Origin of the sequence: Haloarchaeobius marinus (assembly GCF_051207415.1) — an archaeon.
Taxonomy (GTDB): Archaea; Halobacteriota; Halobacteria; order Halobacteriales; family Natrialbaceae; genus Haloarchaeobius.
The window spans coordinates 732,484-757,795 of the sequence record NZ_JBPKGD010000001.1; the positions used below are offsets into that span (position 1 = coordinate 732,484).

28 protein-coding genes and 1 tRNA gene are annotated in these 25,312 nt (G+C 67.9%); 14 read left to right on the top strand and 15 right to left on the bottom strand.

The genetic code is table 11. The annotated features are described in order from the left end of the window. Window positions 1-10: 10 nt before the first annotated feature. The 3 genes from ACSC1W_RS03755 to ACSC1W_RS03765 form a co-directional block, all read right to left on the bottom strand. Entirely contained in the window at window positions 11-709 is a 699-nt protein-coding gene (locus tag ACSC1W_RS03755; RefSeq protein ID WP_435345523.1) for a metallophosphoesterase, read from the bottom strand. Further along, window positions 696-1,652 carry an archaeosortase A gene (gene artA / locus ACSC1W_RS03760; RefSeq protein WP_435345524.1) on the bottom strand — a complete coding sequence of 319 codons (957 nt, stop codon included), beginning with the start codon at window positions 1,650-1,652 and terminating at the stop codon, window positions 696-698. Before artA ends, ACSC1W_RS03755 begins: the two co-directional genes overlap by 14 nt. Before the next feature lie 69 nt (window positions 1,653-1,721). Then, window positions 1,722-2,297 carry a J domain-containing protein gene (locus ACSC1W_RS03765; protein WP_435346007.1) on the bottom strand — a complete coding sequence of 192 codons (576 nt, stop codon included), beginning with the start codon at window positions 2,295-2,297 and terminating at the stop codon, window positions 1,722-1,724. Between the two features lie 207 nt (window positions 2,298-2,504). Here ACSC1W_RS03765 and ACSC1W_RS03770 point away from each other — a divergent pair, with 207 nt between their 5' ends. Next, the gene (locus ACSC1W_RS03770; RefSeq protein ID WP_435345525.1) at window positions 2,505-3,341 is read left to right on the top strand and encodes an alpha/beta fold hydrolase; all 837 of its coding nucleotides are present in this window, start codon (window positions 2,505-2,507) and stop codon (window positions 3,339-3,341) included. A gap of 47 nt (window positions 3,342-3,388) precedes the next feature. Here the strand turns inward: ACSC1W_RS03770 and ACSC1W_RS03775 are convergent, their stop codons facing one another. The 6 genes from ACSC1W_RS03775 to ACSC1W_RS03800 form a co-directional block, all read right to left on the bottom strand. Next, the gene (locus ACSC1W_RS03775) at window positions 3,389-4,150 is read right to left on the bottom strand and encodes a proteasome assembly chaperone family protein (protein ID WP_435345526.1); all 762 of its coding nucleotides are present in this window, start codon (window positions 4,148-4,150) and stop codon (window positions 3,389-3,391) included. A 5-nt stretch (window positions 4,151-4,155) separates the two neighbouring features. After that, a complete protein-coding gene (locus ACSC1W_RS03780; protein WP_435345527.1) occupies window positions 4,156-4,338 on the bottom strand; it encodes an RNA-protein complex protein Nop10 in 183 nt (60 codons plus the stop codon). After that, window positions 4,335-5,135 carry a translation initiation factor IF-2 subunit alpha gene (locus tag ACSC1W_RS03785; protein WP_435345528.1) on the bottom strand — a complete coding sequence of 267 codons (801 nt, stop codon included), beginning with the start codon at window positions 5,133-5,135 and terminating at the stop codon, window positions 4,335-4,337. The genes ACSC1W_RS03780 and ACSC1W_RS03785 overlap by 4 nt, the downstream gene beginning before the upstream one ends. After that, on the bottom strand, window positions 5,132-5,305 hold the full coding sequence (locus tag ACSC1W_RS03790) for a 30S ribosomal protein S27e (protein WP_435345529.1): 174 nt from the start codon (window positions 5,303-5,305) through the stop codon (window positions 5,132-5,134). The genes ACSC1W_RS03785 and ACSC1W_RS03790 overlap by 4 nt, the downstream gene beginning before the upstream one ends. A 5-nt stretch (window positions 5,306-5,310) precedes the next feature. Further along, the gene (locus ACSC1W_RS03795; protein WP_435345530.1) at window positions 5,311-5,592 is read right to left on the bottom strand and encodes a 50S ribosomal protein L44e; all 282 of its coding nucleotides are present in this window, start codon (window positions 5,590-5,592) and stop codon (window positions 5,311-5,313) included. 166 nt (window positions 5,593-5,758) lie between these two features. Further along, a complete protein-coding gene (locus tag ACSC1W_RS03800; protein ID WP_435345531.1) occupies window positions 5,759-6,670 on the bottom strand; it encodes a hypothetical protein in 912 nt (303 codons plus the stop codon). A gap of 145 nt (window positions 6,671-6,815) precedes the next feature. On the opposite strand from ACSC1W_RS03800, the gene ACSC1W_RS03805 reads away from it, so the two are divergent. Next, a complete protein-coding gene (locus ACSC1W_RS03805; protein ID WP_435345532.1) occupies window positions 6,816-7,082 on the top strand; it encodes an HAH_0734 family protein in 267 nt (88 codons plus the stop codon). A gap of 17 nt (window positions 7,083-7,099) precedes the next feature. Here the strand turns inward: ACSC1W_RS03805 and ACSC1W_RS03810 are convergent, their stop codons facing one another. After that, the gene (locus ACSC1W_RS03810) at window positions 7,100-9,730 is read right to left on the bottom strand and encodes a DUF2298 domain-containing protein (RefSeq protein WP_435345533.1); all 2,631 of its coding nucleotides are present in this window, start codon (window positions 9,728-9,730) and stop codon (window positions 7,100-7,102) included. A 97-nt stretch (window positions 9,731-9,827) separates the two neighbouring features. Between ACSC1W_RS03810 and ACSC1W_RS03815 the strand changes: the two genes are divergently transcribed. The 4 genes from ACSC1W_RS03815 to ACSC1W_RS03830 all read left to right on the top strand — a co-directional run bounded on the left by ACSC1W_RS03815 (window position 9,828) and on the right by ACSC1W_RS03830 (window position 12,025). Then, entirely contained in the window at window positions 9,828-10,610 is a 783-nt protein-coding gene (locus ACSC1W_RS03815; protein ID WP_435345534.1) for a glycosyltransferase, read from the top strand. Then, complete coding sequence (locus tag ACSC1W_RS03820; RefSeq protein WP_435345535.1) at window positions 10,603-11,121, top strand: GtrA family protein; 519 nt, start codon at window positions 10,603-10,605, stop codon at window positions 11,119-11,121. Before ACSC1W_RS03815 ends, ACSC1W_RS03820 begins: the two co-directional genes overlap by 8 nt. A 125-nt stretch (window positions 11,122-11,246) precedes the next feature. Further along, window positions 11,247-11,321, top strand: a tRNA-Met gene (locus tag ACSC1W_RS03825). 194 nt (window positions 11,322-11,515) lie between these two features. Beyond that, window positions 11,516-12,025 carry an NUDIX hydrolase gene (locus ACSC1W_RS03830; protein WP_435345536.1) on the top strand — a complete coding sequence of 170 codons (510 nt, stop codon included), beginning with the start codon at window positions 11,516-11,518 and terminating at the stop codon, window positions 12,023-12,025. Here ACSC1W_RS03830 and ACSC1W_RS03835 read toward each other — a convergent pair. The 3 genes from ACSC1W_RS03835 to ACSC1W_RS03845 are packed head-to-tail and all read right to left on the bottom strand — an operon-like array spanning window position 12,022 to window position 16,133. Continuing rightward, window positions 12,022-13,434, bottom strand: coding sequence for an ABC transporter ATP-binding protein (locus ACSC1W_RS03835; RefSeq protein ID WP_435345537.1), 1,413 nt, complete (start codon window positions 13,432-13,434; stop codon window positions 12,022-12,024). The genes ACSC1W_RS03830 and ACSC1W_RS03835 overlap by 4 nt on opposite strands. Continuing rightward, on the bottom strand, window positions 13,431-14,477 hold the full coding sequence (locus ACSC1W_RS03840; protein ID WP_435345538.1) for an ABC transporter ATP-binding protein: 1,047 nt from the start codon (window positions 14,475-14,477) through the stop codon (window positions 13,431-13,433). The genes ACSC1W_RS03835 and ACSC1W_RS03840 overlap by 4 nt, the downstream gene beginning before the upstream one ends. Further along, window positions 14,478-16,133: an ABC transporter permease gene (locus tag ACSC1W_RS03845; RefSeq protein ID WP_435345539.1), complete on the bottom strand. Its 1,656-nt coding sequence runs from the start codon at window positions 16,131-16,133 to the stop codon at window positions 14,478-14,480. It lies immediately after the preceding gene. 266 nt (window positions 16,134-16,399) lie between these two features. On the opposite strand from ACSC1W_RS03845, the gene ACSC1W_RS03850 reads away from it, so the two are divergent. Next, complete coding sequence (locus ACSC1W_RS03850) at window positions 16,400-17,413, top strand: ABC transporter permease (RefSeq protein WP_435345540.1); 1,014 nt, start codon at window positions 16,400-16,402, stop codon at window positions 17,411-17,413. 34 nt (window positions 17,414-17,447) lie between these two features. Here ACSC1W_RS03850 and hpt read toward each other — a convergent pair whose 3' ends face one another. Next, a complete protein-coding gene (gene hpt, locus ACSC1W_RS03855) occupies window positions 17,448-18,017 on the bottom strand; it encodes a hypoxanthine/guanine phosphoribosyltransferase (RefSeq protein ID WP_435345541.1) in 570 nt (189 codons plus the stop codon). Window positions 18,018-18,089: 72 nt separating this feature from the next. Beyond that, on the bottom strand, window positions 18,090-18,680 hold the full coding sequence (locus tag ACSC1W_RS03860) for a DUF7344 domain-containing protein (RefSeq protein ID WP_435345542.1): 591 nt from the start codon (window positions 18,678-18,680) through the stop codon (window positions 18,090-18,092). A 169-nt stretch (window positions 18,681-18,849) separates the two neighbouring features. Here ACSC1W_RS03860 and mbhE point away from each other — a divergent pair, with 169 nt between their 5' ends. From mbhE to mnhG, 7 genes are read left to right on the top strand one after another with little or no spacing between them, the layout of a single operon-like run. Further along, complete coding sequence (mbhE, locus tag ACSC1W_RS03865) at window positions 18,850-21,429, top strand: hydrogen gas-evolving membrane-bound hydrogenase subunit E (protein WP_435345543.1); 2,580 nt, start codon at window positions 18,850-18,852, stop codon at window positions 21,427-21,429. Further along, the gene (locus tag ACSC1W_RS03870) at window positions 21,426-21,941 is read left to right on the top strand and encodes an MnhB domain-containing protein (protein WP_435345544.1); all 516 of its coding nucleotides are present in this window, start codon (window positions 21,426-21,428) and stop codon (window positions 21,939-21,941) included. Before mbhE ends, ACSC1W_RS03870 begins: the two co-directional genes overlap by 4 nt. Further along, window positions 21,938-22,288, top strand: a complete 351-nt coding sequence (locus tag ACSC1W_RS03875) for a sodium:proton antiporter (RefSeq protein WP_435345545.1) — start codon at window positions 21,938-21,940, stop codon at window positions 22,286-22,288. The genes ACSC1W_RS03870 and ACSC1W_RS03875 overlap by 4 nt, the downstream gene beginning before the upstream one ends. Then, window positions 22,278-23,927 carry a complex I subunit 5 family protein gene (locus ACSC1W_RS03880; protein ID WP_435345546.1) on the top strand — a complete coding sequence of 550 codons (1,650 nt, stop codon included), beginning with the start codon at window positions 22,278-22,280 and terminating at the stop codon, window positions 23,925-23,927. Before ACSC1W_RS03875 ends, ACSC1W_RS03880 begins: the two co-directional genes overlap by 11 nt. After that, window positions 23,927-24,637, top strand: a complete 711-nt coding sequence (locus ACSC1W_RS03885) for a Na+/H+ antiporter subunit E (protein ID WP_435345547.1) — start codon at window positions 23,927-23,929, stop codon at window positions 24,635-24,637. Before ACSC1W_RS03880 ends, ACSC1W_RS03885 begins: the two co-directional genes overlap by 1 nt. After that, window positions 24,630-24,926 carry an MrpF/PhaF family protein gene (locus tag ACSC1W_RS03890; RefSeq protein ID WP_435345548.1) on the top strand — a complete coding sequence of 99 codons (297 nt, stop codon included), beginning with the start codon at window positions 24,630-24,632 and terminating at the stop codon, window positions 24,924-24,926. Before ACSC1W_RS03885 ends, ACSC1W_RS03890 begins: the two co-directional genes overlap by 8 nt. Next, window positions 24,923-25,309 (top strand): monovalent cation/H(+) antiporter subunit G, encoded by a 387-nt coding sequence (mnhG, locus tag ACSC1W_RS03895; RefSeq protein ID WP_435345549.1) that lies wholly within the window; start codon window positions 24,923-24,925, stop codon window positions 25,307-25,309. Before ACSC1W_RS03890 ends, mnhG begins: the two co-directional genes overlap by 4 nt. Window positions 25,310-25,312: the final 3 nt, after the last annotated feature.

Below are 25,312 nucleotides of genomic sequence, written 5' to 3' on the forward strand. Positions count from 1 at the left end.
CCTCGTGCCGTCACAGCAGTCGACGTAGCTTCGACAGCGGCGGGAACCGGAGCGTCTCTCCGGCGTCTACGTCCCGGACGACGGGGTGGACTCCCGACACGCTTCGTATCATGGGCGAGTCGAAGTCCCCGCCGCGTAGCTGGTTGACGACGACGCCGGGCGCGACGCGGGTGAACGGCGGGAGCATCACCACCTCGGCGCCCTCGTAGGTCTCCGGCCCGTACAGCAGACAGGGGTATCGTCGGCCCTCTATCTCGACGACCGGGTGGTCGTGGCCGACGACGTAGCGGTCGGCCCGTTCTTCGGGTTCCTCGTGGCCGTGACAGACGACGGTGCCGGAGTCGAGTCGGTAGGCGTCGTGGACCGGCAGGTCGACGACGCGGTCGAGTTGTCTGTCGTGGTTCCCCCGGACCAGGACGAGGTGTGCGTCCGAGTCCCCGACGTGGTCGACGACGGCGTCGAGGGACGTCCTCGCCGGGACCGGGACGGCGTCGAACCGGTGGAGGACGTCGCCCGCGAACACCACCGTCTCTGGCGTGAACCTCGTCAGCAACGCGTCGAGTCGGTCCATCGTGTCGGTTCGCTCGTTCAGCGGAAAGTCGACGTTCGAGGCGTGGACGCGCCCGAGGTGGAGGTCGGCGACGACGAGCGCGTCGTCGTCCGGGAGGTAGACCGCGCGTTCTGCGACCGAGAACTCACTCGCCGCCATCGGCGCGGACGGGATCGGAGATGCCGAGGGCCGTTCCGAGGTCGTACTCCGTCCCAGTCGCGACGAACAGCACCTCCTCCAGCACGCCGAGCAGTTCGGGGAGGACGTGGACGACGACCCAGGTGATGCCGACCAGTGCGACGACCGACAGCAGTTGCGAGATGACGCTGTGGGCGAACCAGAACGACGCGTGCGTCTCCGCCACGCCCGCCGTCTGGGCCAGCCAGAGCACCGGTCCCTGCGTGAACCAGCCCCGACCGGCCGCGACGGCGACGAAGACGTTCCTGCCGATGTTCAGCACCCAGATGACGCCGATGGCCAGCGCGAACGAGCGCACCTTGCGACGGAGTGGCGCGTCGACGGCGACGATGAGGCCGGCGAAGATGGCCATCGACCCGATGCCGGTGCAGGCGTAGACGATGTACGTCGCGAACTCGCTGAAGACGTACATGTTCTGGTAGCCGTACTCCGGACCGGTGGTGAACTCGGGCGTGTAGCCGAGGAGGTGGATGCCCCAGAGGGTCTGCCGGGCCACCTCCTCGATGAGGAACTCCCGGACGGCCGGGATGGCCTGCGTCGGGTGGTAGACGAGTCCCATGATGCCGACCGCCTTCGAGAGCAGGTGCAGGCGGTCGCGACCCTGCAGGAGGAGGTATCCGGTGTAGATGCAGGCCGGGACGGCCGCCAGCGCGAGTCCGCCCTCGACGAAACTCCTGACCTCGAACGCGAAGTGCGGGAAGACTGCGAGCCAGAACAGGCCGAACGTCGCCCACGTCGCGGCGAGGACGTACCGTGCGAGGTCCCTGTCGTAGGCGTCGAGGGCCGAACCGATGAGGAACGCCGCGACGACGACCCACGCGAGCAGGTCGGTCGCGGACATCCCGAACACCGTCGGTCCGACGACTGCCGGGAGGAGGTTCATGTCCACCCCATCGTCGTTCACCGTTAAAGTCCTGACGCCATCGTAACGAGTGGTTACCGGCGGGTAACCGGACGAGGGCGCGACGGCCGGTCAGTTCGCGTGCTCCTTCGCGGTGGTGTAGGCGTCGCGTATCTGCCTGAACGACTCCTCGGTGCCGCCGTGGTCGGGATGGACCTCCTTGACGCGTTCGCGGTAGGCCTCGCGCACCTCGTCGGTCGACGCCGTGGGCGACAGCCCGAGCGCACGGAACGCCTGGGCGATGACGTCGGGTTCGTCCTCGTCGTCGAAGCGCCAGTCGACCTCGGGCACGTCGAAGGGCAGGCGCGTCCCGAGGTGGTGGCCGTGCATCTCGTGCTCGCAGAGGACGGCGTGCGTGTCGGTGCCCTCCAACCGGAAGAAGACGTGGGCGTCGAACGTCACTGCGACGTCCCGTTCGGGCAGGTAGAACGAGACGACGTTGCCCGCGACGGGGTGGTCCTCGGCGTACGGTTCTCCGATCTGTTCGAGGTACCAGCGTATCTCGTCGCGGCGGCGGGCGTCTCCGGACAGGTCGGGGTCGACGCCCCGGCGACCCGTCGACGGCGAGGGGAAGAGGTACTCGCCGGCGACGAACGTCGTCGCCGAGAGGACGCCGAAGAGGACGCCGAGCGAGAGGCCGGCGAGCATCCACGACGGGAGCGTCCAGACCCATTCCAATCCCAGGGCGAGCACTCGTGGTTCCACGGGCGTGTTAGGGGGCCCTGGGTAAAGAAAACACTGGACGGACCCCCCGACGTTCATGTGGACTGGGGCCGTCGATTCGGGTATGACCCGCGAGACGCACGACGTGCGGTCTCGTACCGGACCCCCGCGGTCGACCGGAGGCGACGACCGGTGACCACCCACTACCTGGACCTCGAGAGGGTCCGCCTCCGGTATCGCGTCGAGGGAGACCCGGAGGCCCCACCCGTCGTGCTACTCCACGGCGGTGGCTTCGACGAGGCCGAACTCTCCTGGCGGCACGCCATCCCGGCGCTGTCCGAGAACGCGCGCGTCTACGCGCCGGACCTGCCGGGCTACGGGGCCAGCGGTCCGCCCGCGGAGACGCCGACGCTCGCGTACTACGCGGGCGTCCTCTCGCGATTCCTCGACGAAGTCGGCGTGGCGGACCCGGCTCTCGTCGGCATCTCGATGGGCGGTGGCGTCGCGCTCCGGTACGCCGTCGACGACCCCACGGGCGTCTCGCGTCTCGCGATCGTCGACAGCTACGGGCTGGGGACGAGCGTGCCGGCCAGTCGGCTGGCGTACTGGTTCACACGGGCCGACCGCCTGAACCGACTCGTCTGGCGGGCGATGGCGCGCAGTCGGCGGCTGACCGGGGCAGCAGTCGACGCCGTCACCGTCTCGCCCGGCCCGGCTCTCGTCGACGACGCCGTGGCGTCGCTGGACCGACCAAACCCCGGGGCCGCCTGGCGCGACTTCCAGCGACACGAGGTGTGTCCGTCGGGCCTCCGGACCGCGTTCGTCGACGACCTCCCCGACCTCTCGGTGCCGACCCTGCTCGTCCACGGCGAACGCGACCCGCTCGTCCCCGTCGACTGGGCGGTTCGCGCGGCGGCGTTGCTCCCGGACGCGACGCTGCGCGTGCTCTCGAACTGTGGGCACATGCCGCCGCGCGAGCGACCGGACGCGTTCAACGAGCGCGTCCGGTCGTTCCTCGAGACGGCGTGAGAGACGACTGGGATCAGCCGACGTAGCGCATCAGCCGACGTAGCGCATCAGCCGATGTAGCGCAGGTCGTCGTCGCTCGGGACGGGGGCCTGCTGTTGCTGTTCCATCTCCTGTATCTTCCCGATGACGTCCTCCATCTCGTCGGCGCGCTCCTCCAGGGACCCGTAGTCGACCTCCATGCCGAGGAGTTCCTCGAGCACCTCGAGGACGGCCCGGGCGCTCTTGGGGTCGACGAGGTAGCCCGACGTCTCGCCCATCAGGCAGGCCGCCTCGACGCCGCGACGCCGGCCGAGACCGAGCAGGAGACCCGAGACACCGACGATGCCCCCCGCCGGTTCGTCCTCACGGAACTCCACGTCGTGGTCTTCGAGCGACTCGACGAGGTCCGCGTTGGTCGCCGCGCCGAGGACGGCGTACTCGTCGATGAGTTCGCCCGTCGGGATGCCGCCGAGTGCGTACGTCTCCGTGCAGTCGAACTCCTCGGCGATGTCGAGGATGGCGCTCGCGAGGCGGTAGTGGCCCTCGTTGCTCTGTGCCTGGTGGTCGCCGGTGAGGACGAGCAGGTCACGGCCCTCGGTCTCGACCGCGTGGAACTCGAGGTGGGTCAACTCGGCGACGCCGTCGTCGCCCACCTCGACCTGCGGCGGCAGGTCGTGGGAGTAGAGACGGCGGACCAGCGTCCCCTCGTACTGGTCGAGGATGTGTTCGGCCGCGAGTTTGCCGACGTGACCGACGCCGGGCAGTCCCTCGACGAACACCGGGTCCGATAGCTCAGCAGAATCGACGGTCTCGATGTCGAGTTGCTCCATACCGGCTATTCGCGTCCGGCGCGCTTAAGAGCGCGTCGGTAGTCGCCGTAGGAGTCCTCCGGGTCGACCGGCGCCGGCGCGCTGTTGACCGCAGGCTCGCCACAGTCCGGACAGGTATCAGAAAGCGTGTACACCGGGCGTTCGTGGTGGTCGCGCCACGCCGAACACACCCGGATGTCGGACTTCATTCGTCGTCGGAGCGACGCTCGCGGTGGTACGCTCCGGTACCACCGGACTCCTCGATCGCGACCTCGGCCCGCTGTGCCGCCGATTCGAGTTCCGACTCGGCGGTCTTGTAGTTCGGTGCCTTCACCTTGATGCGGTACTCGGGGGACCCGACGTACGTCACCTCGAGTTCGACCTCGTCGGGCACCTCGCCGTTGCCCTCGGCCGCCTTGAGCGCCTCCTTCACGTCGTCGACGCCGTCCGAATTCGGACTCCGGAGGTCGACGTAGCCGGTGACGGTGACGTACGGGACCGAGACGTTCTCGCGTGCCGTCTCGACGAGGCTGTCGACCTCCTCGTCCGTGAGGTCGGCGTCTTCGAGCGCTGCCGGGCCGTGGATGGCCGCCTGCTCGAAGCCCTCGTAGAGGCTCCCGAACTCGGCGAGCAACTCGTTGGCGACGGACGCGTACTGCTCGTCGCTCACGTCTTCGCCGAACGCGAGGAGCATCCAGTTGTCGGCCTTCTGCTCGTTCTTCCACTCCTGTATCTTGTCCGAGCGCTGGTGGTCGTTGACGTCCTTGATGGAGAGGTCTATCTGCTGGGAGTCCTCGTCGACGTCCAGCACCTTACAGACGACGGTCTGGCCCTCCCGGACGTGGTCACGGACGTTCTTGATCCATCCGCTCGCGACCTCGCTGATGTGGACCAGCCCGCGCTTGTCCTCGTACTCCTTGAGGTCGACGAAGACGCCGAAGTTCTCGATCTCGTCGACGTCACCGACGACGAGTTCGCCCTTCTCGGGCCAGCCGCTGTACTTCATCGTGCTTCGACCGTCTCCACGATGTCGTGGGGGATGTCCGCCTTCCCGCCGGTGGGCGTGGCGAGCGTCGTGCCACAGACCGCACAGTTGACGACGGTCGAGGCGTTCCCGAACACGATCTGTTCGTTCTCGCAGTCGTTACACCGGACCTTGATGAATGAACCTGCCATGTGTCTCACTCCTGCAGCTCCAGTCGACCGGCACGCCAGCCCGGACGCAGGTGGGCCTTGCCGCACTCGCCACAGCGGTACTTGAGGTCGGTCTTCTTGGTCGGCTTGTCGCCACCGGGCACCTTCGAGAAGCGGCCGGCGTTACCGATGACCTTCTTCCCCTCGCGCTGTTTGCGCTGGTCCTTCTTCATGCCGGTGCTTCGTCCCGTTCGGACCTTCTCGACCTCGTGCTCCTGGTGCTCCTTGCAGTGAGGGCAGTATGTGTTGAAGCGTCTTGGCATCTGCATATATATCGACCTTACGGAGGGTTTGGAGATGGTACTTTAAAACCCGTTTGGTTCGCCACGATGCGCCGCCAGCCTCCGGTTCGCAGGGGTCAGTGCACGAACAGTTCTCGCCCCGTGACGGTCGGTCCACGCGTCCGGTCGCCGCCGACGAGTCGGCGCCGGCGGGTCACGCGTCGCCGTCTAGCTTGAACGCCTCGCCGAGTTGCTCGCGCCACTCCTCGGTCTCGGATAGCTCGTCCTCCAGTTCCTCGACCTGCTCCGAGAGCTCCGTCAACGACTCGTCGAGGCGGTTCTCGACGTCGTTCAGTCGCTTGCGTTCGGTCTTGACCGCTTCGTCGGCGTCGCGGACGAGTCTAGCCATCTTCTTCGTCCGTTCGTCCACGCGTTCGACCGTCGAGTCGAGGCGTTCGATACAGTCGTAGAACCTGTCGAGTCTGAAGTCCACCTCGTCGAGTCGTTCCGCGTGGTCCCCGCCGTCGCCCGTGGCCAGTTCGTCGCCGAGGCTGTCACGCAGTCGCTCGACGTGGTGGTCGTCGACGGCGTCGGATTCGAGGGCCGCGACCAGCGCGTCGATGACGAGGGTCGGCGAGATGGCCTCGGCGACGACGGCGGGCGATAGCGCGTCTGCGACTGCCTCGGGTGTCACCACCTGCTGGGACCCGTCCGTACCAGCAGAACCGGCGTCGTCCACCGACTCATCGGACGGACTCTCGACCGGGTCGACCATGTCGATGGTGGGTGCCTCGAACACCGGTTTCACCCGGTCGGGGTCGCTACAGTTGACGACGTACCCGGTGGTCACGCGCTCGCCCGCCTCGAGGATGTCGAAGAGTGCGAGGCCCGACCCGTCGGGATCGAGCAACCAGTCGCCGTGACCGGGGGCGTCGAGGTCCAGCGTCCCGACGGGGAAGCCGCTTCCCAGGTGTTCCTCCAGCCGTATCGCCGCCGCGTCCGCCCGCTCGGACGTGATGCGGTAGTGGACCGTCATCGCGTTGTCGCCGGGTTCGATGCCTTTCTCGACCCGGATGCCGTCCTCGGTCGCCGACTCCGTGTTGCTGAGTGACTCTGTGATACTCATTCCCGCACCTCGGTTTCGCTGTAGTTACTCCTCCACTGCTATTAATTTCACGACTTTCCAATACACAATCATTTCGTCGCTGTCATGCGATTTGCGCGTTCGCTCCTTCGACACGCTTAATTGGTCGCTGTCCGAAGCCCGACCCATGAAGCGGCTCATCATAAACGGGGATCCCGGCATCCGGAAGGACGCCATCGTCGACTACGAGGGCGAGGAGGTCCGCTGTTTCTCCGTGACGCGCAACGGGGACTGGCACGGTCCCGACCGCGTCCAGCTCTGGTGCATCGTCGGCGACGAGGACGAACGAGACGACTTCGACCGCCAGAACTACATCCCGCACCACCTCGACGTGGACCGCGTCGACGCCGAGGACGTCGACGTCATCCAGGGGAAAGGCAAGCTCTCGGTCTGAACGGCTCCTTCTCGCGGTCAGGCCGACGCGTTCGTCGACTCCCCGGGGAGCGCGCTCCGGTCGACCTCGTACACCGTCACCGACCCGAACGACCTGGCGACCGACAGGGACGGGTCGTCCGCGAAGTCGACCGCCCCGTAGTGCTGGCGCTCGTGCGGTCCGACGTAGACGTACTCGACGTCGTACTTCGCCAGCGCGTCCGCACGCGCCTCGCTGCTGCCGTCGTAGACGGCGTCGATGGCGTCCATCCGTTCCTGCCAGCCGGCGTCGGTGTGGTAGTCGGCGGCGTGTGACCAGCCGGCGACGGTCGGGAGCCCCGTCAGCGACGAGACGCCGGTGACCAGCGGCGTCGCCGGGGAGTTGAGCCCGTAGATGTGCCTCGTGGTCGGCCGTTCGAGGACGACCGGTCGGCCCTCCCTCTCGTCCAGCCACTCGATTGCGGCGTACTCGTCCGGGCGTTCCTCGGCGATCCACGCCTTGCTGTCGAGGGTGTCCGCGTTCTCATGCTCGAAGTGCGTCGTGAGGGCGAGTCCGCCGTAGATGGAGAGCGACGAGACCAGCACCACCGCGAGTCCGACCGCAACGACCCGCCGGAGCGTCGAGGTCCCGGTCGGCCGACCGGCGTCGATTCTGTCGCCGATGCTCCAGTCGGGCCACTGCCGGGCGACGACGTCGACCAGCATCACGCCGGCAGCGGTGCCCCAGAGCACCCAGACCTGCATGTAGAACTTGAAGACGGTGTTGAACCGGCCGTTACCGGCCCGTTCGGCGACGTAGACGAACTCGACCAGCGTGACCAGCCCCACGGCCGCGACGAGCAGGACCGTCTCGTAGCCGAGGCGCCGGCCGAGTCTGAGCGTCACCCACCCGGCGGCGAGGACCGGCGCGACCGTGGCGAGCACGGCGGCGTCGAGCGCGACGGCCGCGGCGGCCAGGACGGCGAAGCCGGCACCTGCGACGGCGACGAGTCGCGTCTCGTCGTCGAAGTCGGAGACGGCGGCACCGACGCCGACGAGCAGCGTCGCCCAGTAGACGCCGACGTTGCCGAGGGACTCGCCCACCGTGACCATCAGGACGCCGGCGACGCTGACGGCCAGGACGAACAGCACCGCCGCCGGGCCGCGGTCGTCGGCGTCGACCTGCGTCACCGCGAGCAACCCGACGGCCGCAACCAGTCCGACCGGGACCGGAATCCAGCCTACGACGGCGTTGGCGGCGGCGAGCAGGGCACAGACCGACAGCGGGACCGCGAATCCGAGGTCGGCGTCCACGTCGGGCGCGAGACGCGGCGCGAGGTACGCGACGGACAGCAGCAGGAACGCGCCGTGGACGAGCAGGAGTCCGGAGACCCCGCTCCGCCCGGGCAGGAACGCGACGTGCTGGCCACTCGTCGCCCCGAGGAAGAAGGGGAACGCCAGGAGCGCGCCGAGGATACCGACGGCCGCGCCCACGCCCCCAGCGGTCAGCATCCGGAGCGCCTCGCTCGCCGCCCGGTCGCCGAGGGCCGGTTCGACCCGTCGCCGGACGGCATCAGGCAACAGCGACGTGGGATGGGCGTCGGCGAACAGCACCGCGAGCGTCGTCAGCCCCGCGACCGACGGGAAACTCCAGGTGTTCACGAGCGCGAGCAGGGCCGCGAGCGAGGGCGCACACGCGAACAGGTACGCTCGCCGACGGCAGACGTCCTCGGCGGGCGTCAGCCAGTAGGCGAAACCGACCGCTGCCGCGAGCAGCAACAGCGGCGTGCTCATCATGTGGGCGTGCAGGTCGCCGTTGAGGAAGGCGAACAGGGGGAACTCGTTGATGGTGTCGGGGATGACCCGACTCGCCGTCCAGTAGTGGAAGCTGTCGGGACCCAACGCGAGTCTGTCCCACTCGTACCCGAACGCCCTGACCGCCTCCGGCCCGGGGACGTTCGGGTTCCGGTCGACCGGCGTCTTCGCGCTCGCGGGCAGGAGCCAGACGACGACCCGGGCGAGGGTCGAGAGGTTGCTGGCGACCCCGACGAAGAACACGGCCAGTCCGCCGGCGGCGACCTCCGGGAGGTCGCGCTCGGCGGCGATGGACCGGGCCAGGCCGAACGCTGCAGTCACGAGCGCGCCGTAGAACGTCGCCAGTGCGAGGTTGTAGGCGTACCGCGGTGCGACGCCGGTCAACCTGGTCAACTGCGCCGCGACGAGGTGGCCGCCGTAGTAGTACTGTACCCGGTCGCCCGACCACCAGAAGTCCTCCGGCGGCAATCGCTGGGCCCGGAGCAGCGTCTTCAACAGGCCGAAGTCGAGGAACTTCTCCCCGCCGCCGGCGTAGAGGCCTGGGTCGGCACCCCGGATGGCGACGACCAGGCCGAACCCGAGGGCGAACACGCCCAGTCCGAGTCCGACGCTGCGCCAGTCCGGTTCGAGGCCGCGGTAGAGGACCAGTCCGGAGCCGAGCGAGAGCAGCCCCATCGAGACGAGGAGCGCCGACCAGCCGAACGCCACCTGGCCGACCCAGTAGCTGGTCAGGCCGAGCACCGCCAGCGAGACGGGGAGGGCGAGCGTCCCGCCGCGGTCCGACAGCGGCGCGAACACGAACGCGGTGAACGGGGCGGCGACGACGGCCAGTCCGCCGACGCAGAGGAACCACAGCAGGACCAGCCCGTATTCCATGTTCGAGAACGGCGGTTTCGGCCGGTAAGGACTTTTCCCTTCGACGGCCGGTCGGAAGCGAATGGTTTTACTCTCCGGGGCGACCCCTTTCGAAGTGATGCAACGGTCCGTCGGCGTCGTCCTCCCCGCGTACGACCCCGTCGTCGATACCCTCGTCGACTACCTGCACGCCCTGAACGACCGACTGGACGCCCCCCAACTCCGCGTCGAACTCGACGCGCCGGACCCCGAGACGCTCGCCGTCCTCGAGGACGCACCCGGTACCGTCAACGCCGTCGACGCCCGTCGCGGCAAGGGTGCCGCCATCACCTGCGGGTTCGAAGCTCTCGACACCGACGTCCTCGCGTTCGCCGACGCGGACGGTGCGACGCCGGCCGCCTCCATCGCCGACGTCGTCGCCCCGGTCCGGGAGGGCGACGTCGACTTCGCCGTCGGGTCCCGCCGGCACCCGGAGGCCGACGTGCGCTCGCACCAGACCGTCGCCCGGCGCTACCTCGGCGACGGCTTCGCGTTCTTCGCCCGGCACCTCCTCTCGGTGGGGCTCTACGACTTCCAGTGCGGGGCGAAGGCCATCGACCGCGACGCCTGGGAGACGGTCCGGGACCACCTCTACGAACCCGGATTCGCCTGGGACATCGAACTCGTGGCGATGGCCGCGGCGTTCGACTACGAACCGCTCGAGGTTCCCGTGACCTGGGAGGACCAGCCTGAGTCCACCGTCTCGCCCGTCTCGACGACGGTCGAACTCGGCGTCTCCCTGCTCCGGTCGCGCCACCGCGCGAAGCGACTACACGGGGACCCCGTACACTCGTTCATCGCGTCCCGACGGGGCAACAGACTCGCCCTCGTCGACCGACTCGCGACGGAGGCAGATGAGTGACGACGAGGCGGTCCACGACTCCCCGAGGCCCCCGAGTGGCGACGACGAGGCGCTCCGGTCCGGGGTCGCACACCGGGCCGCAGCGCTCGCCTCCGGGTCGCGGTTCGGCCGGTTCGCCTCCGTCGGCGTCGTCGGCGCGATGTTCGACGTGACGACGGCGACGGTGCTGCGCGAACTGGGCGTCTTCCCCGAACTCGCCGTCTTCGTCGGCATCGAGGTCGCCATCCTCGTCATGTTCCTGCTCAACGACAACTGGACGTTCTCCGGCGAGGGCTCGACCGGGCTGTTCCCGACGCTCCGTCGGCTGGGCCGGTCGAACCTCGTCCGCGCCGGCGGCATCCTCGTCCAGCTCGGCACCTTCCGGTTCCTCTACCGCGTCGTCGCCCTCGAACTGACGCTCCTCGGCATCGACGGCTGGTTCGTCGTCTCGAAGGTCGGCGGCATCGGCGTCGGGATGGTCGTCAACTACGTCGCGGAGAGCCTGTTCACGTGGCAGGTCCACGAGAACTGACCGCGCTCTGTCGGCGGCTTTTTTCGGATCCTTCGCGCCGAAATCACACCCCTGCACAGTGGGAGGAACACGCATACGGCGACCCAAACACAACCCTTAACTAGCACACCGGGTTACGTGTTGGTAGCGGGATGGGATAGCCAGGAGATTCCGGCGGGCTCATAACCCGCAGATCGGTAGTTCAAATCTACCTCCCGCTACTTCTGCCGAACACAACCGACGAGTGAGACGTAGCTACCTCCCGCTACGTTCTGACGCTACCCACGCGAGGAGCGACCCGTATCGGTGGCCTCGAACGTAACCGGAGCAGGTGGCGACCGATGGTCGGTCGCCCCGTCGGAACTGCTGCCCACGTCACGGAACCGTTTTGTCGATGGTGCGACCAGTTGCGGCTATGGACGTGCAGGACCCGCGGGACCGGTACGACGACCTGCTCGAAGAACACGACGTGGGGGAGGTCGACGCCGAGACGTTCGCGGCGATGGGCGACAACGAGGCGTTCTCGATGGGGTGGGTGGCCGTCGGCGTGACGCTCGACGACGACGGGCGCGTGTTGCTCGTCTACGACGAGCAGGACGGCCAGTGGGTGGTCCCGGGCGGGACCGTCAGGCCCGGCGAGACGCTCCGCGAGGGGGTCATCAGGGAACTCCGCGAGGAGACCGGCGTCCCGGTCGACCCCGTGCGCCCGCACGCGACGGTGGAACACGAGAGACGGTTCGAGGGCCGGTCGCGCTCGTTCGTCGTCGTGCACTTCGAGACGACGCCGAGGACGACGGCCGTCGGCGACGACCTGGGAGAGGACGACGAACACATCGTCGACGCGGACTGGTTCCACGACCTGCCGACGGAGACGTTCGACCGCGAGTTCGCCGCGGCGGTCCTGCGACGGGTGCGCGAGGACTAGTCGTCCGCCGCCGTCTCCTCGGCCGGCGCGTCGACGGCGTCGACGGCGTCGCCGAGGTGGCAGGCGGCGACGTGCTCGTCGTCGACGCGTTCGAGCGCCGGCGTCTCCCGTTCGCAGACGGTCGTGAACGTCTCGCCGAGCGCGTCGGCGGCGGCGTCGAGGTCGCCGTCGAGGACGCCGTCGACCGCCGCGTCGAGGGCCGCCTCGGCCGCGTCGTCGTCGAGGCTGTCGGGGAGGTCGAACTCGTCACGGAGCGCACGCCGTCGGTCCGCTCGCGTCAGGTCCGCCGGACTGTCGGCGTCGCCGGTCCGGGCCAGTGCGAGTTCCGTGGCGCCCTCGGCGTCGACCTCGCCCTCGTCGACCTGGTAGCGGAAGTCGAGCGCGCGGCGGAACTGCTCCTGTGGGAGGTCGAGGCCGTCTGGCTGGACGACCTTCGGACAGCGCGTGTGGAACCGACAGCCGGAGGGCGGGTTCTCCGGGCTCGGGACGTCGCCGGTGAGTTCGATGCCGAGGCCGCGCTGTCTCGGGTCCGGTGTCGGGATGGACGCGAGGAGCGCCTGCGTGTAGGGGTGCTGTGGGTTCCGGAACAGTTCGCCGGTGGGTGCGACCTCGACGATCTCGCCGAGGTACATCACGGCGACCCGGTCGCACACCTCCCGGATGACGCCCATGTCGTGGCTGATGAACAGCATCGACAGGCCGAAGCGGTCCTGCAGGTCGTCCATCAGGGTGAGTATCTCGGACTGGATGGAGACGTCGAGCGCCGACACCGGTTCGTCTGCGACGACGAACTCGGGGTTGACGACGAGCGCCCGGGCGAGTGCGATGCGCTGTTTCTGCCCGCCGGAGAACTCGTGTGGGTAGCGGTCGTAGTCCTCGGCCGAGAGACCGACCCGTTCGAGCAGGTCCTCGACGACGTCGCTGCGACGCTCGGCGTCGTCCAGTCCGTGTATGACGAGCGGTTCGGCCACGCTGTCCCCGACGGTCATACGCGGGTCGAAGGAACTCGTCGGGTCCTGGAATATCATCTGTGCCTTCCGACGGAACCGCTTGAGCTGGGACGACGAGAAGCCCAGGACGTCGTTCGGGGTACGCTCGTCCGCCCCCTCGCGGCGCAACGCCCGCAGTTTCGAGAGGACCGAGTCGTCGTCTTCGTCCGGCACCTCGCCGTGATAGTACACCGACCCGTCGGTTGGTTCCTCCAGTCGGAGGAGCGAGGTGGCGGCGGTGGACTTGCCACACCCGGACTCGCCGACGAGACCGAGCGTCTCGCCCTCGTAGAGCGTGAAGTCGATGCCGTCGACGGCCTTCACCTGGCCGACCTCGCGGCGCAACAGGCCCTCGGTCACGGGGTAGTACTTCGTCAGGTTCTCGACCGTGAGGATGGGGTCGCGTCCGGCGTCGCTCATCGTGACACACCTCCGTCGGCGTAGGTGTCCTCGTCGGGAGCGCCCTCGTCGACCTGGTCACGCAGGACCGAGGCGTCGTAGCCCGCCTGGTAGTAGACGCAGGCCGCCTCGTGATCGTCGCCGACGACCGGGACGAGCGGCGGCTGGTCGCCCTCGCGACAGGCGTCGACGGCGTGTGGACACCGGTCCGCGAACCGGCAGCCGTCTGGCGGGTGTTTCGGGTCCGGGAGGGTCCCGTCGATGCCGGTTGCCCCGTCGCGTCTCCCTGGGAGACACTCCAGCAACGCCTTCGTGTACGGGTGCGACGGGTTCTCGAACACGTCGAACACGTCGCCCGTCTCCATCACCTTCCCCGCGTACATGACGACGACCCGGTCGGCCACCTCGGCGACGACGCCGAGGTCGTGCGTGATGAGCAGGATGCCCATGTCGAGTTCGTCCTGCAGGTCGCGGAGGAGTCGGAGTATCTGGGCCTGTATCGTCACGTCGAGTGCCGTCGTCGGTTCGTCGGCGACGAGCAGGTCGGGGTTTGCCGCGATGGCCATGGCGACGACGACGCGCTGTTTCTGCCCGCCGGAGAACTCGTGGGGGTAGTCGTCGAACCGCTCGCCAGCCTTCGGGATGCCGACCCTGTCGAGCAGGTCGACTGCCCGTTCGCGTGCCGTCTCCTTCGAGACGTCCTCGTGGAGGCGGATGGCCTCGGCGATCTGGCGACCGACGGTGTAGACCGGGTTGAGCGACCCCTGCGGGTTCTGGAACACGTGGCCGATGCGCGCCCCGCGTAGCTTCCGGAGGCGCTTCTTCGGGAGCACGGTCACGTCCTCGCCGTCGAACGTCACCCGGTCGGCCGTGACCGTGCCCGGGGGTTCCGGGACGAGTCGGGTGATGGATTCACTCGTCACCGTCTTGCCGGACCCGGACTCGCCGACGATACAGACTGTCTCGCCGTGGTCGACGTCGAACGAGACGCCGTCGACCGCGTGAACGGTACCGGAGTCGGTGTCGAACGTGACCTCGAGGTCACGAACTTCCAGGAGTGACATCTAGGAATCACCTCTCGGGTCGAGTACGTCGCGGAGGGCGTCACCGAGGACGCTGAACGACAGCACCGTGACGGCGAGGACGACCACGACCTCCGTGGACATCCACCAGCCGTCGGGGAGGAACTTCAGCAGGCTGGCGATGGTCTCGCCCCAGGACATCAGCATGATGTCGTTCAGGTCGAGGAACGCGATAGCCGTCTCGGCGAGGATGAGCTGTGGTATCTGGCGGGTCACGGAGGTCAGCACCGTGTTCGAGACGTTGGGCAGGACGTGCCGGAACATGACCCGCCAGTGGCCGGCACCCGCGCTTCGGGCGGCCGTCACGAAGTCCTCCTCGCGTCGCTGGAGCACCTCGGAGCGGACGAGTCGTGCCGCGCCGCCCCACGAGAGCAACCCGAACACGACGACGAGGACGAACAGGCTCCGTCCGAAGACGTGGATCGCGATCATGTAGACGATTATCGCCGGGACGGTCTGCTGGACGTCGACGTAACTCATCAGCACGTCGTCGACGACGCCGCCGACGTACCCGGCGACGGTACCGACCATCGTGGCCAGCGGGACGATGAGCATCGAGGAGATGAGTGCGACCTGGAGGGAGACGCGCATCCCGCTGAAGATGACGGGTATCATCCCGAGTCCGTACCGGGTCGACCCCAGGGGGTAGTCCCAGGTCCCGTAGCACTGCCCCGGGCCGGCCGAGGCGTAGTCGGGGCAGGACGTCGAGACGACGCCGCTTCCGACGGGGTCGAACTGGAAGAAGTCGTAGACGACGGTCTGGACGACGACGAACCCGACGAGGAAGACGCCGGCGAAGGCGGTCAGGACCACCGCAGCGGCCCGGACGTGCTCGACGCCGAAGGGGACGTCGGAGCGCGAGAGCCACAGCACCGCCCACCCGACGCCGACGATTGTACCGATGCCGGCCGCCACGCCGTAGTCGGCCACCGGAAACACCGCGAACACCGTCCCGACCAGGGAGAACGTGGCGACGAAGCCGAGTCCGACGCGGCCGAACACGCCCGCGATGTCGCCGAAGGCGTCGAGTTCGCGGTCCCGGTCGACCTTCGCGAGGAGCGACCACGTCAGCAGTGCACCGACCGAGACCAGCACGAGCAGCGTGAACAGGTCGATTCGGGCGGTCGGGACCGCCACCGTCGCGACGACGAGGTCGAACGACCCCGGCGTCGCGAACGACACCGGCGGTTTCGACGACCGCAACACGTCGACGCTCGGTCGGCCGACGAGTATCGTCCCGAACAGCCCGAAGAAGAAGAAGCACGTGAGGTAGGCCAGTGCGAACGTCGCCGCCCGGTTGTTGGTCAGTTCGTCGAGGTACTGCCGGGTCCGGTCGGCGTGTTCGTACAGCGGATAGAGGACGTAGAACCCGAACACGAGCAACGAGAGCACGAACAGCCAGTCGATGCCCCTGACGTCCCACGTGAACGGGTCCTGCAGGCCCTCCTCCAGGCCGACGTTCTCGAACAGCGGGTCGGGTGCCGCGACGAAGTAGTCGTACGCGAGTGCCGCGAGCACGACGCCGACGCAGAGCAGGAACAGCCGCGACCGGAGTCCGACCGCCCGTCCGGACGGGTCGACCGTGTTCCAGTCGACCTGTTCGAACCGGGCGCCGCCGTCTACGTCACTCGTCGCCATCGATCGGCCCCCCAACCGTAGTCGCGTGTCCCCACCATCGAACAGGCACGATACCCAGTTGCCATCTTGTTCGAACCGTCCGCCCATGCATATAAAAACCCATCAGTTGCTCAAATCGGTCCTTTACATATCGTCGCCGGTCCGTCTCACGGTTTCGACCGGCCCCGGTTCGGACGTCCCCCCACTTTATTAGCTCGGGTCCGACACCTGCAGTCGATGCAACGACTGGACCAGGGTCGCTCGAGTGGGGTGATTCCAACGTGAGCATGCGGTGGAAGTTGGCCCGCCGGGCCGCGTTCGCCCTCTTCTCCGCGTATCTCGTCGTCAGCGTCGCGTTCGGCGTCATCGCCCTCACGAACGACCCGAACGTCGGCCAGGTCGCGTACCACGCCTCGAACACGGGACAGAACATCACCGAGGCCGTCGAGTCCTACCGCGAGGCCCGGAACCTCGACGAACCGGTACAGGACCGGTACGTGAAGTGGATGGTCGGCATCTCGACCGGCGACTGGGGGCTCTCGTTCAGCACCGGACAACCCGTCCTGGACGTCATCCAGGACAGGGTGACGTACACGCTGTACTACCTGGTCCCGGCCGTCGTGCTCGCCACCTTCCTCGGCATCAGTTTCGGGTTGTTCTCGGCGTTCAGACAGCACACCTTCGAGGACCGGTTCGTAACGACGCTCGCGTACGTCGGACTGGGAATCCCCAACTTCTGGCTGGCGGCGATCCTGTTCAACGCCGTCGTCGCACAGCACTCGTTCATCGGGTTCCCGTACCCCATCGACGCGAGCCAGCTCTCGACGTTCCAGCTGACGTTCTGGCAGGGGGTCGTGCCGATGCCCGACCTGAACACGACACAGAAGTACTACCTGCTCCCGATATTCACGCTCACGACCTCGTTACTCGCGGGTCAGTTGCGCTACACCCGCGCCGAGTCCCTGGAGTACGTCGACACCGAGTTCGTGAAGATAGCCCGGGCGAAGGGCGCCGGCCCGCTGCGTGTCGCCAGGCACGTCCTCAGGAACGCCGCGATACCCCTGCTCTCGCTGTTCTTCACGGACATGCTCAGCGTGCTCGTGTTGAACATCTTCGTCATCGAGGCGGTGTTCAACATCGACGGCTTCGCCAGCCTCATGATCGGTGCAGTCAGCGCGCGCGACCTGCCACTCATCCTCGGCGTCACGATGGTCGTCGCGTTCGTCGGCATCGTGGGGAACTTCCTGCAGGACGTCGGCTACACCGTCCTCGACCCCCGCGTCGGCAGCGACGCGAACTAGACCGGACAGACGGCGGGGGTCGTCCAGTACCGATTTAGTCGTCGCCGTTTTCGTCGACGATGACGACCTCGCCGTCGACCACGTCGACGTTCACGAGGGTCTTCACGGAGTACGGCGACTCGGCTATCCTGTTCTCGCCGCCGACCTTCTTGATGACGGCGACGCAGTCGACCACGTCGGCACCTATCTCGTCCAGTGCGCCCAGCACGGCCGCGAGCGTCCCACCCGTCGACAGCACGTCGTCGAGGACGAGCACTCGGTCGCCCGCGTGGACGTCGTTGATGTACATCTCGTTCTCGGAGTAGCCGGTTTGCTGGGCGAGCGCGACCTCGCCGTCCAGTCCGTACTTGCGCTTGCGGATGACGGTCAGCGGGATGTCCGTCATCAACGAGACCGCCGTCGAGATGTGGATGCCCATCGCGGCCGGTGTGACGATCTTGTCGACGTCTTCGAGGTCGGCCTTCCGGATGATCCGGATGACGATCTCGCGCAGGAGTCGCGGGTCGAGCTGGGGGACGCCGTCGCTGATGGGGTGGACGAAGTAGTGATAGTCGTTCTTCTCGATGATCGGCGCCTCGAGCAGGGACTGCGTGAGTCTGTCCATGTCGTAGCTACGCGAAGCAGCAATAAAATGTGGCGATTGTAGGTTGCGACGCACCCGACAGCGTTCGTCTGGCTACTCGATGTCCAGTTCCGGTGGAATCTCGAGGTCGCCGAGTCGCATGTTCTGCTCGTAGTAGATGTGGATGGCCGCCGAGATGGTCAGCGTGACCGCGATGAGCATCGCCCAGGCGACGTCCGGGAGCAGGAAGAACGGGTAGACGTCCCACCACACCGCCGTACAGAGTGCGCTACTGACCGCGCCCAGCGAGAGGTAGTACTCCCGCCACGGGAGTTCGCTCCCGGGCACGATCTCGAGGTATATCGAGAGGTCGCGTGTGCGCGGCGTGGGCTGGATGAGGCCCTCGTCCGGGTCGTACTCGACGATGTTGGCGTCGGCCATCCGCGGGAGGTGGGTCTGCTGGAGCGTCGTGTAGACGCGCTTTCGCTGCTCCGAGGTCACCTCCTCGCAGGGCGAGTTGTACTCCCAGGCGGCGACCTGCGTCGCGAGGTCGCCGAGTTCGACCGGTTCGTCGCGTCGTTTGAGATACTGGAGGACGAACCGGCGTCGCTGGTTCCGAAGCACGTCGAATATCTCGCCTTTCGAGAGCCCGCCGTCCGTCATGACTCTCAGGCGTTCGTCGCTCGCGGCGGTCCTGTCAGGCATACTCACCCCGTTGCAGTGCCCGGTACTGCATCTCCCCTGGGTCGTCGCCTTCGCCGTACATTCTACCCAACCCTGTACCCGCGGCCCACATAATGTTTCGTACTCCCGAACCCGGTGTTGGCCTGTTTAAGAACAATTAAGTCCGGCTTGTCGTTTTACTCGACTAGCTATGACACCGGACCTTGCGGTCCTCCTCACCCTCGTCGGACTGCCGTTTCTGGGGGCGGCGGTAGTCCCACTCGTCTATCGCGTCCTCGGCGAGCGCACGGCGTACTTCGCTGCGGCCATCGCGCTGGTCTGTCTCGGACTGGTCGTGCGACTCTACGGCACGCACGGGGCGGTGGAGGTCGACTGGATTCCGACCCTCGACGTCGCCCTCCGGTTCTACGTCGACGGGCTCGCACTGCTCATCGCGACGCTGGCCAGCGGTGTCGGCGTCTGTATCCTCTCCTACTCCGGCGGGTACATGCACGGCGAACCGGGGCAGGCGAAGTACTACGCCACCCTGCTCGCGTTCATGGGGTCGATGCTCGGCGTCGCCCTCGCCGGCGACCTCGTCGCGCTGTTCCTGTTCTGGGAACTGACCAGCCTGACCTCGTTCGTCCTCATCGGGCACTACACGGAGGAGTCGGCCTCGCAGTACGCCGCACGGAAGTCGATGCTCATCACGGTGGCCGGCGGCCTGTTCATGCTGGTCGGGTTCGTCGTCCTGCACGCGGTCACCGCGGACGCGCTCGGACAGGCGACGTGGGCCCTCTCGGGCGAGGGGTCGATACTCGCCAACGCTGGCCTCGTCCGTGACGCGCTCGCGTCGGAGGGCCTGCTCATGGTCGTGCTGGGACTGGTCGGCGTCGGCGCGGCGGCCAAGTCCGCACAGGTCCCGCTGCACGTCTGGTTGCCGAACGCGATGGAGGCGCCGACGCCGGTGTCGGCGTTCCTGCACTCGGCGACGATGGTCAAGGCGGGTGTCTACCTCGTCGGCCGGATGCGGCCGCTGTTCGTCGGCCCCGAGATGGGCGCGCTCGCGGGGTCCTGGACGGACCTCTTCGCCGTCCTCGGCCTGCTGACGATGACGGTCACGGCCATCCTCGCCGTCGCCGCGACGGACATCAAGGAACTGCTGGCGTACTCGACGGCCTCGCACCTCGGTCTCATCGTCGCCGGCTTCGGGTTCGGCGACGCGCTCGGGGCCGAGACGGGCGCCTTCCACATCCTGAACCACGCCCTGTTCAAGGCGACGCTGTTCCTCGTCGCCGGGATAATCGCCCACGAGGCCGGGACGCGCGCCATCGACGAACTCGGAGGGTTGCGCGAGGACCTGCCGATAACGGCCGTCGTCGCGGCCGTCGCGGCGCTGGGGATGGCCGGGGTGCCGCCGTTCAACGGCTTCTACTCCAAGGAGTTCCTCTTCGAGGCGACGTACCACGCCGCCGAGACGACCGGCGGCCTCGCGTGGCTGTTCCCGGTCGTCGCCGTCTTCGGGAGCATCTTCACGTTCCTCTACTCGATCCGGTTCCTGATGCTCTTCTTCGGCGAGAAACCGGACGCACTCGGACACGTCCACTCGCCGCCCGCGGTGATGCTCGCGCCGCCGGCCGTGCTGGCGACGCTGGCCGCCGTCGTTGGCATCGGAGGTATCACGGGCACGTTCGGCGCACCCATCGAGGTCATCGACTCGTCCGTCGGCGCCGTCGTCGAGAGCGTCATGCCCGCCGGTGCCGAACACGTCGAGTTCCACTACTACCTGCCGACGTCGGCGACCCCGGCGGCCGTCATGAGCGCCATCACCATCGGCGTCGGCGCGATAACGTATCCACAGTACGGCCGACTCCACGACGGCATCCGGTCGCTACTCCGGGGGCCCGTCCGGGCCAACTGGTGGTACGACAACGCGACGGAGGGCCTGAACCCTGCCAGCACCGACGTCCGGGACCTGGTCCAGAACGGGTTGCTCCGGACGTACGCGACGTGGGTCGTCGGCGGGTTCGCCGTCCTCACGCTCGCCGGCTACAACGCGACGGGCGTCCAGCCACCGCTCCCGACCGACCCCGAGACGTACCTCCCGTTGCTGCTGACCGTCGTCGTCCTCGTCGCCGCCGTGACGGTGTTCAGCGACCTGTCGCTCCGCGTCGCGACGGCCGTCACCGGCGTCCTCGTGCTGGTCGCACTCGCCGTCTTCGGCTGGGCCGTGTTCGGCCTCGGGATGCCACCCGCGGACCTGGCGACCCAGCCACCGGTCGTGTTCGTGCTCGCGCTGGCCGCCGTCGCCGCCGTCGCCGTGACGAGCGCGCCGTCCCACATCGCCGGGGTGCTGACGCTGTCCATCCTCGGGTTCATGGTGGCCATCTTCTTCATCCTCGCGGACGCACCGGACCTCGCGCTGACGCAACTGGTCGTCGAGACGCTGGTCCTCGTCATCTTCCTGCTCGTCCTCGACAAGCTACCGGCGTTCTACGGCGGGTGGGACCGCTATCGGGTGCTCCGGGACGCCGGGCTATCGCTCGCCGTCGGTGCGGTCGTGTCAGTCACGGTGCTGGTGACGACGGCGTCGCACCCGGACGAACCGTCGACCATCGCGACTGAACTCGCCCGGGCCTCGTACTCGGAGGCCGGCGGGTCGAACATCGTCAACGTAATCTTGGTCGACTTCCGCGCTTTCGATACGATGGGAGAGATATCGGTCGTGGCGATGGCGGCGCTGTCGGTCGTCACGCTCGTCGCCCTGCGGGAACGAGGTGAGACGCGATGAGTTACGGTGACGATACGACCGTCATCGCGCGGACCGTCGCGCGGATCACGCTTCCGCTCATCCTGGTCACGGCGTTCTCGCTGCTGCTACAGGGCCACAACCTCCCGGGTGGGGGCTTCATCGCCGGCGTCCTCACCGCGGCGGCGTTCGCGCTCGTCTACATCGTCTTCGGGATGGAGTACGTCCAGGAGACGGTGTTCGGACTCGACCACGACCCCGGGGAGACCCCCGCAGGCCCCGGCGTGGTCGAGTACTACCGGTCCCTCTTCGCGGTCGGACTCGCCATCGCCGCGGGGGGCGGACTCGCCGCGATGCTGTTCGACGTGCCGTTCCTGACCCAGACGGACGACACCGTCACGCCCGACGACCTCGGCGGTGGGCCGGTGGCCGAACTCGTCTTCGGCACGCTGTTCGACATCCACTGGGCGACCGCGTTCGTGTTCGACGTCGGCGTCTACCTCGTCGTCGTCGGTGGCCTCCTGACGATTCTCGCGGTGGTGGGTAGCGAATGACCGAGTTCGTCCTCGCGGCCGTCCTCGGCCTGCTGTTCGCACTCGGGACGTTCCTCGTCCTGCGCCGGGACGTGGTCCGCGTCGTCTGGGGCGTCACCATCATCTCGCAGTCCGCGAACGTCTACCTGGTGACGATGGGTATCATGGAGGGCACGGTTCCCGTGCTCGGACCCCACGGCGAGGGGGCCGAGACGGTGACCGACCCCCTCGTGCAGGCGCTCGTCCTGACCGCCATCGTCATCGGGTTCGGGACGACGGCGTTCGCGCTCGCGCTCACGTACCGGGTGTACCAGGAGCACGGAACCATCGACATGGTCGAACTCGGAGGTGAGACCGATGGCAGTTGAACAGGTCGTCGTCGCGCCCCTGCTCGTCGCCCTCGTGACGGCCATCGCGGCGCTCGTCGCACACCGGTCCCGGCGGGTACAGGTGGTCGTCAGCGCACTCGGTGGCGTCGGCTACGCCGCGGCCGTCGCCGCCCTGGTCTGGCGCGTCAAGACCGACGCTGGCGGACCGGACGGCGTCGCCAACGTCCTCACGTACCAGCTCTCCGACTGGGCCGCACCGTTCGGCATCACGCTGGTCGCCGACGACCTCTCGGCGTTCATGCTCGCGCTGGCGGCCGTCGTCTCCGTCGGGGCGCTGGCGTTCGCCATCCTGTACCTCGACGAGACGGCCCAGCGCGTCTCGTTCCACCCGCTGTACCACTTCATGCTCGTCGGCGTCACCGGGTCGTTCCTCACCGGCGACGTGTTCAACCTGTTCGTCTGGTTCGAGGTGATGCTGATGTCGAGTTACGTCCTCGTCGTGTTCTACTCCGGCCCGGAACACACGAAGGCGGCGCTCCAGTACGTGGTGCTCAACCTCGTCGGGAGCGCGCTCATGCTGCTCGCCATCGGCGGCCTCTACGCGACGACGGGGACGCTGAACATGGCCGACCTCGCCCGGCGACTGGCCGACCCCGCGAGCTTCGGCGTCTCGCTGGTGCCGGTGCTCGGACTCTCGGCGGTGCTGTTCGTCGTCTTCGCGCTGAAGGCCGGCATCGTCCCGTTCCAGTGGTGGGTGCCGGCGGCCTACCGCGCCGCACCCGCACCGGTCTCGGCCGTCCTCGCGGGCGTCGTGAAGAAGGTCGGAATCTACGCCATCGTCAGGCTGTACTTCACCGTCTTCGCCAACGCCGCGCCGCTGGACCTCTCGTTCCCGGGACTCGCCGGCGACTCCATACTGGCGTTCTTCGGGCCCGTCCTCTTCGTGATGGGCGGGGCGAGCATCCTCGTCGGCGGCACCGCTGCGGTGAACCGAGACGACGTCGACGACCTGCTGGCGTACTCCAGCATCGGACAGGTCGGGTTCATCGTGCTCCCCCTCGCCTTCGCCGCACACGGCGTCGTCACGGGCTGGAGCGCGCCGGCGCCCTACGGGTCGGTGGCGGTACTCGGCATCGCCGCCGCGCTGGTATACTCGCTGAACCACGCGCTCGCGAAGGGCACGCTGTTCCTCGTCAGCGGGACCATCTACGAGTCCGTCGGCACCATCGAGTTCGACGAACTCGGAGGACTCGCCGGTCGGATGCCGGTGCTCTCGGCGTCGTTCTTCATCGCCGGCCTCGGCCTCGTCGGCATCCCGCCGCTGCTGGGCTTCTTCGGGAAGTTCCTCGTGTTCGATGCCGCCGTCGCGTCGGGGTCGGCCGCCGGCATCGCACTGGCGCTCGCCGGTGCGATACTGACCATCGCGTACTTCACCCGCGCCTGGAACCGGGGCTTCTGGGGTGCCGAGAGCGAGGCGGTCGCGGCGGCGGCCAGACCGACCGGACAGGTCGCCGTCGTGCTGTTGCTCGCCCTCTCCATCGTGGTCGTCGGCGTCGCGTTCGACCCGGTGGTCGAGGGGGCGATAGAGGCGGCGGACGCCGCGCTCGGCACCGACCGCTACGTCGAGGCCGTCGGTCTCGAACCGGAACTCGTCACGGGCGAGGGAGGTGACCACTGATGACCGGGGACGACACGGACCGGACCGAGGTCCACGACTCGGAGGAACCGACCGCCGCACCGTCGCCCGAATCCGACCGGGGCGCCGACGCGGACGACGACGAGACCTACGCCGTCGCCGGCGACGACGCAGAGGGCGACGGCGGCGTCAGGAAGTGGCCGGCCATCGGCGTCGTCCTCGCCTTCCTGTGGCTGTTCGTCCGTGGCGTTCACTTCGTCGACGACCCCGGACTCGCCGTCGGCGAGTTCCTCATCGGACTCGCCGTCGGCGTGCCGACCGCCTACGCGTTCCGCCGGATGTACGCCCCTCGCTACGGCGTCCGACGCGCGGCCTCGGTGATTCCTGCGGCGGCGGTCTACCTCGCCCTGTTCCTCTGGGAACTGATAACCGCCAACGTCGACGTCGCCTGGCGCGTCCTCTCGCCGTCGATGCCTATCGAACCGGACGTCATCGAGGTGCCACTGCGCGTCGAGACGGCCGTCGCCATCACGACCATCGCGAACTCCATCACGCTCACACCCGGTACGCTCACCATGGACTACGACGAAGACCGGAACTCGCTGTTCGTACACACGCTCGCCGCCACCGACGAGGAGGCGGTCATCGAACCCATCCGGCGCTGGGAGGACTACGCGCTCGTCATCTTCGACGAGCGCCTCTCTCCCGGGTCGCCGGTCCCCGACCCCGACGGAGGTGCGGACGATGCTTGACCTGGCCGGCGCACCCTGGTGGTTCACGGCGGTCCTCAACGTGGGACTGTTCGTCGCCAGCGCGGTGACGCTCCTGTGTGCGTACCGCGTCGTCCGGGGGCCGACGACGCCGGACCGCGTCGTCGCGCTCGACACCATCGGCACGAACGTCGTCGCCATCGCGATGCTCTGGGCGATGATCCGTGCGAAGGGCCTGTTCGTCGACGTGAGCCTCGTGCTCGCAATCATCGGGTTCATCAGTACCATCGCCGTCGCGCGCTACGTCACGGAGGGTGACATCATCGAATGACGCTCGTAGAGACGCTCCAGTACGCCGTCATCGCGGTGTCGGTCCTCGTGGGCAGTTTCTTCCTGCTCGTCGGGACCATCGGCCTCATCCGCCTGCCTACGGTGTACAACCGGATGCACGCGACCAGCAAGGCGACCACCCTCGGTGCCGCCTCGATGTTCGTCGCCGGCGTCGTCTACTTCGAGGGCCAGGGCGTCGCACTGGAGGCCCTCGTCGGCATCGTCTTCCTGTTCCTGACCGCGCCGACCGGCGCACACCTCATCTCGCGGGCGGCACAGAAGATGGGCGTCGACTTCCTGGAGGACGTCGAGTGGCCGACTCCGGGTGCCGGCATCGACCGCGACGCGGTGGAGACCGGGGACGACACCAGCGCGGACGACTGACCG

Excerpts from the sequence above, each read along its gene's own strand:
- mnhG (WP_435345549.1), top strand. The coding sequence starts at position 24,923 with ATGACGCTCGTAGAGACGCTCCAGTACGCCGTCATCGCGGTGTCGGTC.
- ACSC1W_RS03805 (WP_435345532.1), top strand. The coding sequence starts at position 6,816 with ATGAAGCGGCTCATCATAAACGGGGATCCCGGCATCCGGAAGGACGCC.
- ACSC1W_RS03815 (WP_435345534.1), top strand. The coding sequence starts at position 9,828 with ATGCAACGGTCCGTCGGCGTCGTCCTCCCCGCGTACGACCCCGTCGTC.
- ACSC1W_RS03800 (WP_435345531.1), bottom strand. The coding sequence starts at position 6,670 with ATGAGTATCACAGAGTCACTCAGCAACACGGAGTCGGCGACCGAGGAC.
- ACSC1W_RS03785 (WP_435345528.1), bottom strand. The coding sequence starts at position 5,135 with ATGAAGTACAGCGGCTGGCCCGAGAAGGGCGAACTCGTCGTCGGTGAC.
- ACSC1W_RS03775 (WP_435345526.1), bottom strand. The coding sequence starts at position 4,150 with ATGGAGCAACTCGACATCGAGACCGTCGATTCTGCTGAGCTATCGGAC.
- mbhE (WP_435345543.1), top strand. The coding sequence starts at position 18,850 with ATGACACCGGACCTTGCGGTCCTCCTCACCCTCGTCGGACTGCCGTTT.
- ACSC1W_RS03890 (WP_435345548.1), top strand. The coding sequence starts at position 24,630 with ATGCTTGACCTGGCCGGCGCACCCTGGTGGTTCACGGCGGTCCTCAAC.
- ACSC1W_RS03840 (WP_435345538.1), bottom strand. The coding sequence starts at position 14,477 with ATGTCACTCCTGGAAGTTCGTGACCTCGAGGTCACGTTCGACACCGAC.
- ACSC1W_RS03810 (WP_435345533.1), bottom strand. The coding sequence starts at position 9,730 with ATGGAATACGGGCTGGTCCTGCTGTGGTTCCTCTGCGTCGGCGGACTG.
- ACSC1W_RS03790 (WP_435345529.1), bottom strand. The coding sequence starts at position 5,305 with ATGGCAGGTTCATTCATCAAGGTCCGGTGTAACGACTGCGAGAACGAA.
- ACSC1W_RS03835 (WP_435345537.1), bottom strand. The coding sequence starts at position 13,434 with ATGAGCGACGCCGGACGCGACCCCATCCTCACGGTCGAGAACCTGACG.
- ACSC1W_RS03830 (WP_435345536.1), top strand. The coding sequence starts at position 11,516 with ATGGACGTGCAGGACCCGCGGGACCGGTACGACGACCTGCTCGAAGAA.
- ACSC1W_RS03870 (WP_435345544.1), top strand. The coding sequence starts at position 21,426 with ATGAGTTACGGTGACGATACGACCGTCATCGCGCGGACCGTCGCGCGG.
- ACSC1W_RS03885 (WP_435345547.1), top strand. The coding sequence starts at position 23,927 with ATGACCGGGGACGACACGGACCGGACCGAGGTCCACGACTCGGAGGAA.
- ACSC1W_RS03795 (WP_435345530.1), bottom strand. The coding sequence starts at position 5,592 with ATGCAGATGCCAAGACGCTTCAACACATACTGCCCTCACTGCAAGGAG.
- ACSC1W_RS03845 (WP_435345539.1), bottom strand. The coding sequence starts at position 16,133 with ATGGCGACGAGTGACGTAGACGGCGGCGCCCGGTTCGAACAGGTCGAC.
- ACSC1W_RS03755 (WP_435345523.1), bottom strand. The coding sequence starts at position 709 with ATGGCGGCGAGTGAGTTCTCGGTCGCAGAACGCGCGGTCTACCTCCCG.
- ACSC1W_RS03875 (WP_435345545.1), top strand. The coding sequence starts at position 21,938 with ATGACCGAGTTCGTCCTCGCGGCCGTCCTCGGCCTGCTGTTCGCACTC.
- ACSC1W_RS03765 (WP_435346007.1), bottom strand. The coding sequence starts at position 2,297 with ATGCTCGCCGGCCTCTCGCTCGGCGTCCTCTTCGGCGTCCTCTCGGCG.
- ACSC1W_RS03820 (WP_435345535.1), top strand. The coding sequence starts at position 10,603 with ATGAGTGACGACGAGGCGGTCCACGACTCCCCGAGGCCCCCGAGTGGC.
- hpt (WP_435345541.1), bottom strand. The coding sequence starts at position 18,017 with ATGGACAGACTCACGCAGTCCCTGCTCGAGGCGCCGATCATCGAGAAG.
- ACSC1W_RS03880 (WP_435345546.1), top strand. The coding sequence starts at position 22,278 with ATGGCAGTTGAACAGGTCGTCGTCGCGCCCCTGCTCGTCGCCCTCGTG.
- ACSC1W_RS03780 (WP_435345527.1), bottom strand. The coding sequence starts at position 4,338 with ATGAAGTCCGACATCCGGGTGTGTTCGGCGTGGCGCGACCACCACGAA.
- ACSC1W_RS03850 (WP_435345540.1), top strand. The coding sequence starts at position 16,400 with ATGCGGTGGAAGTTGGCCCGCCGGGCCGCGTTCGCCCTCTTCTCCGCG.
- ACSC1W_RS03860 (WP_435345542.1), bottom strand. The coding sequence starts at position 18,680 with ATGCCTGACAGGACCGCCGCGAGCGACGAACGCCTGAGAGTCATGACG.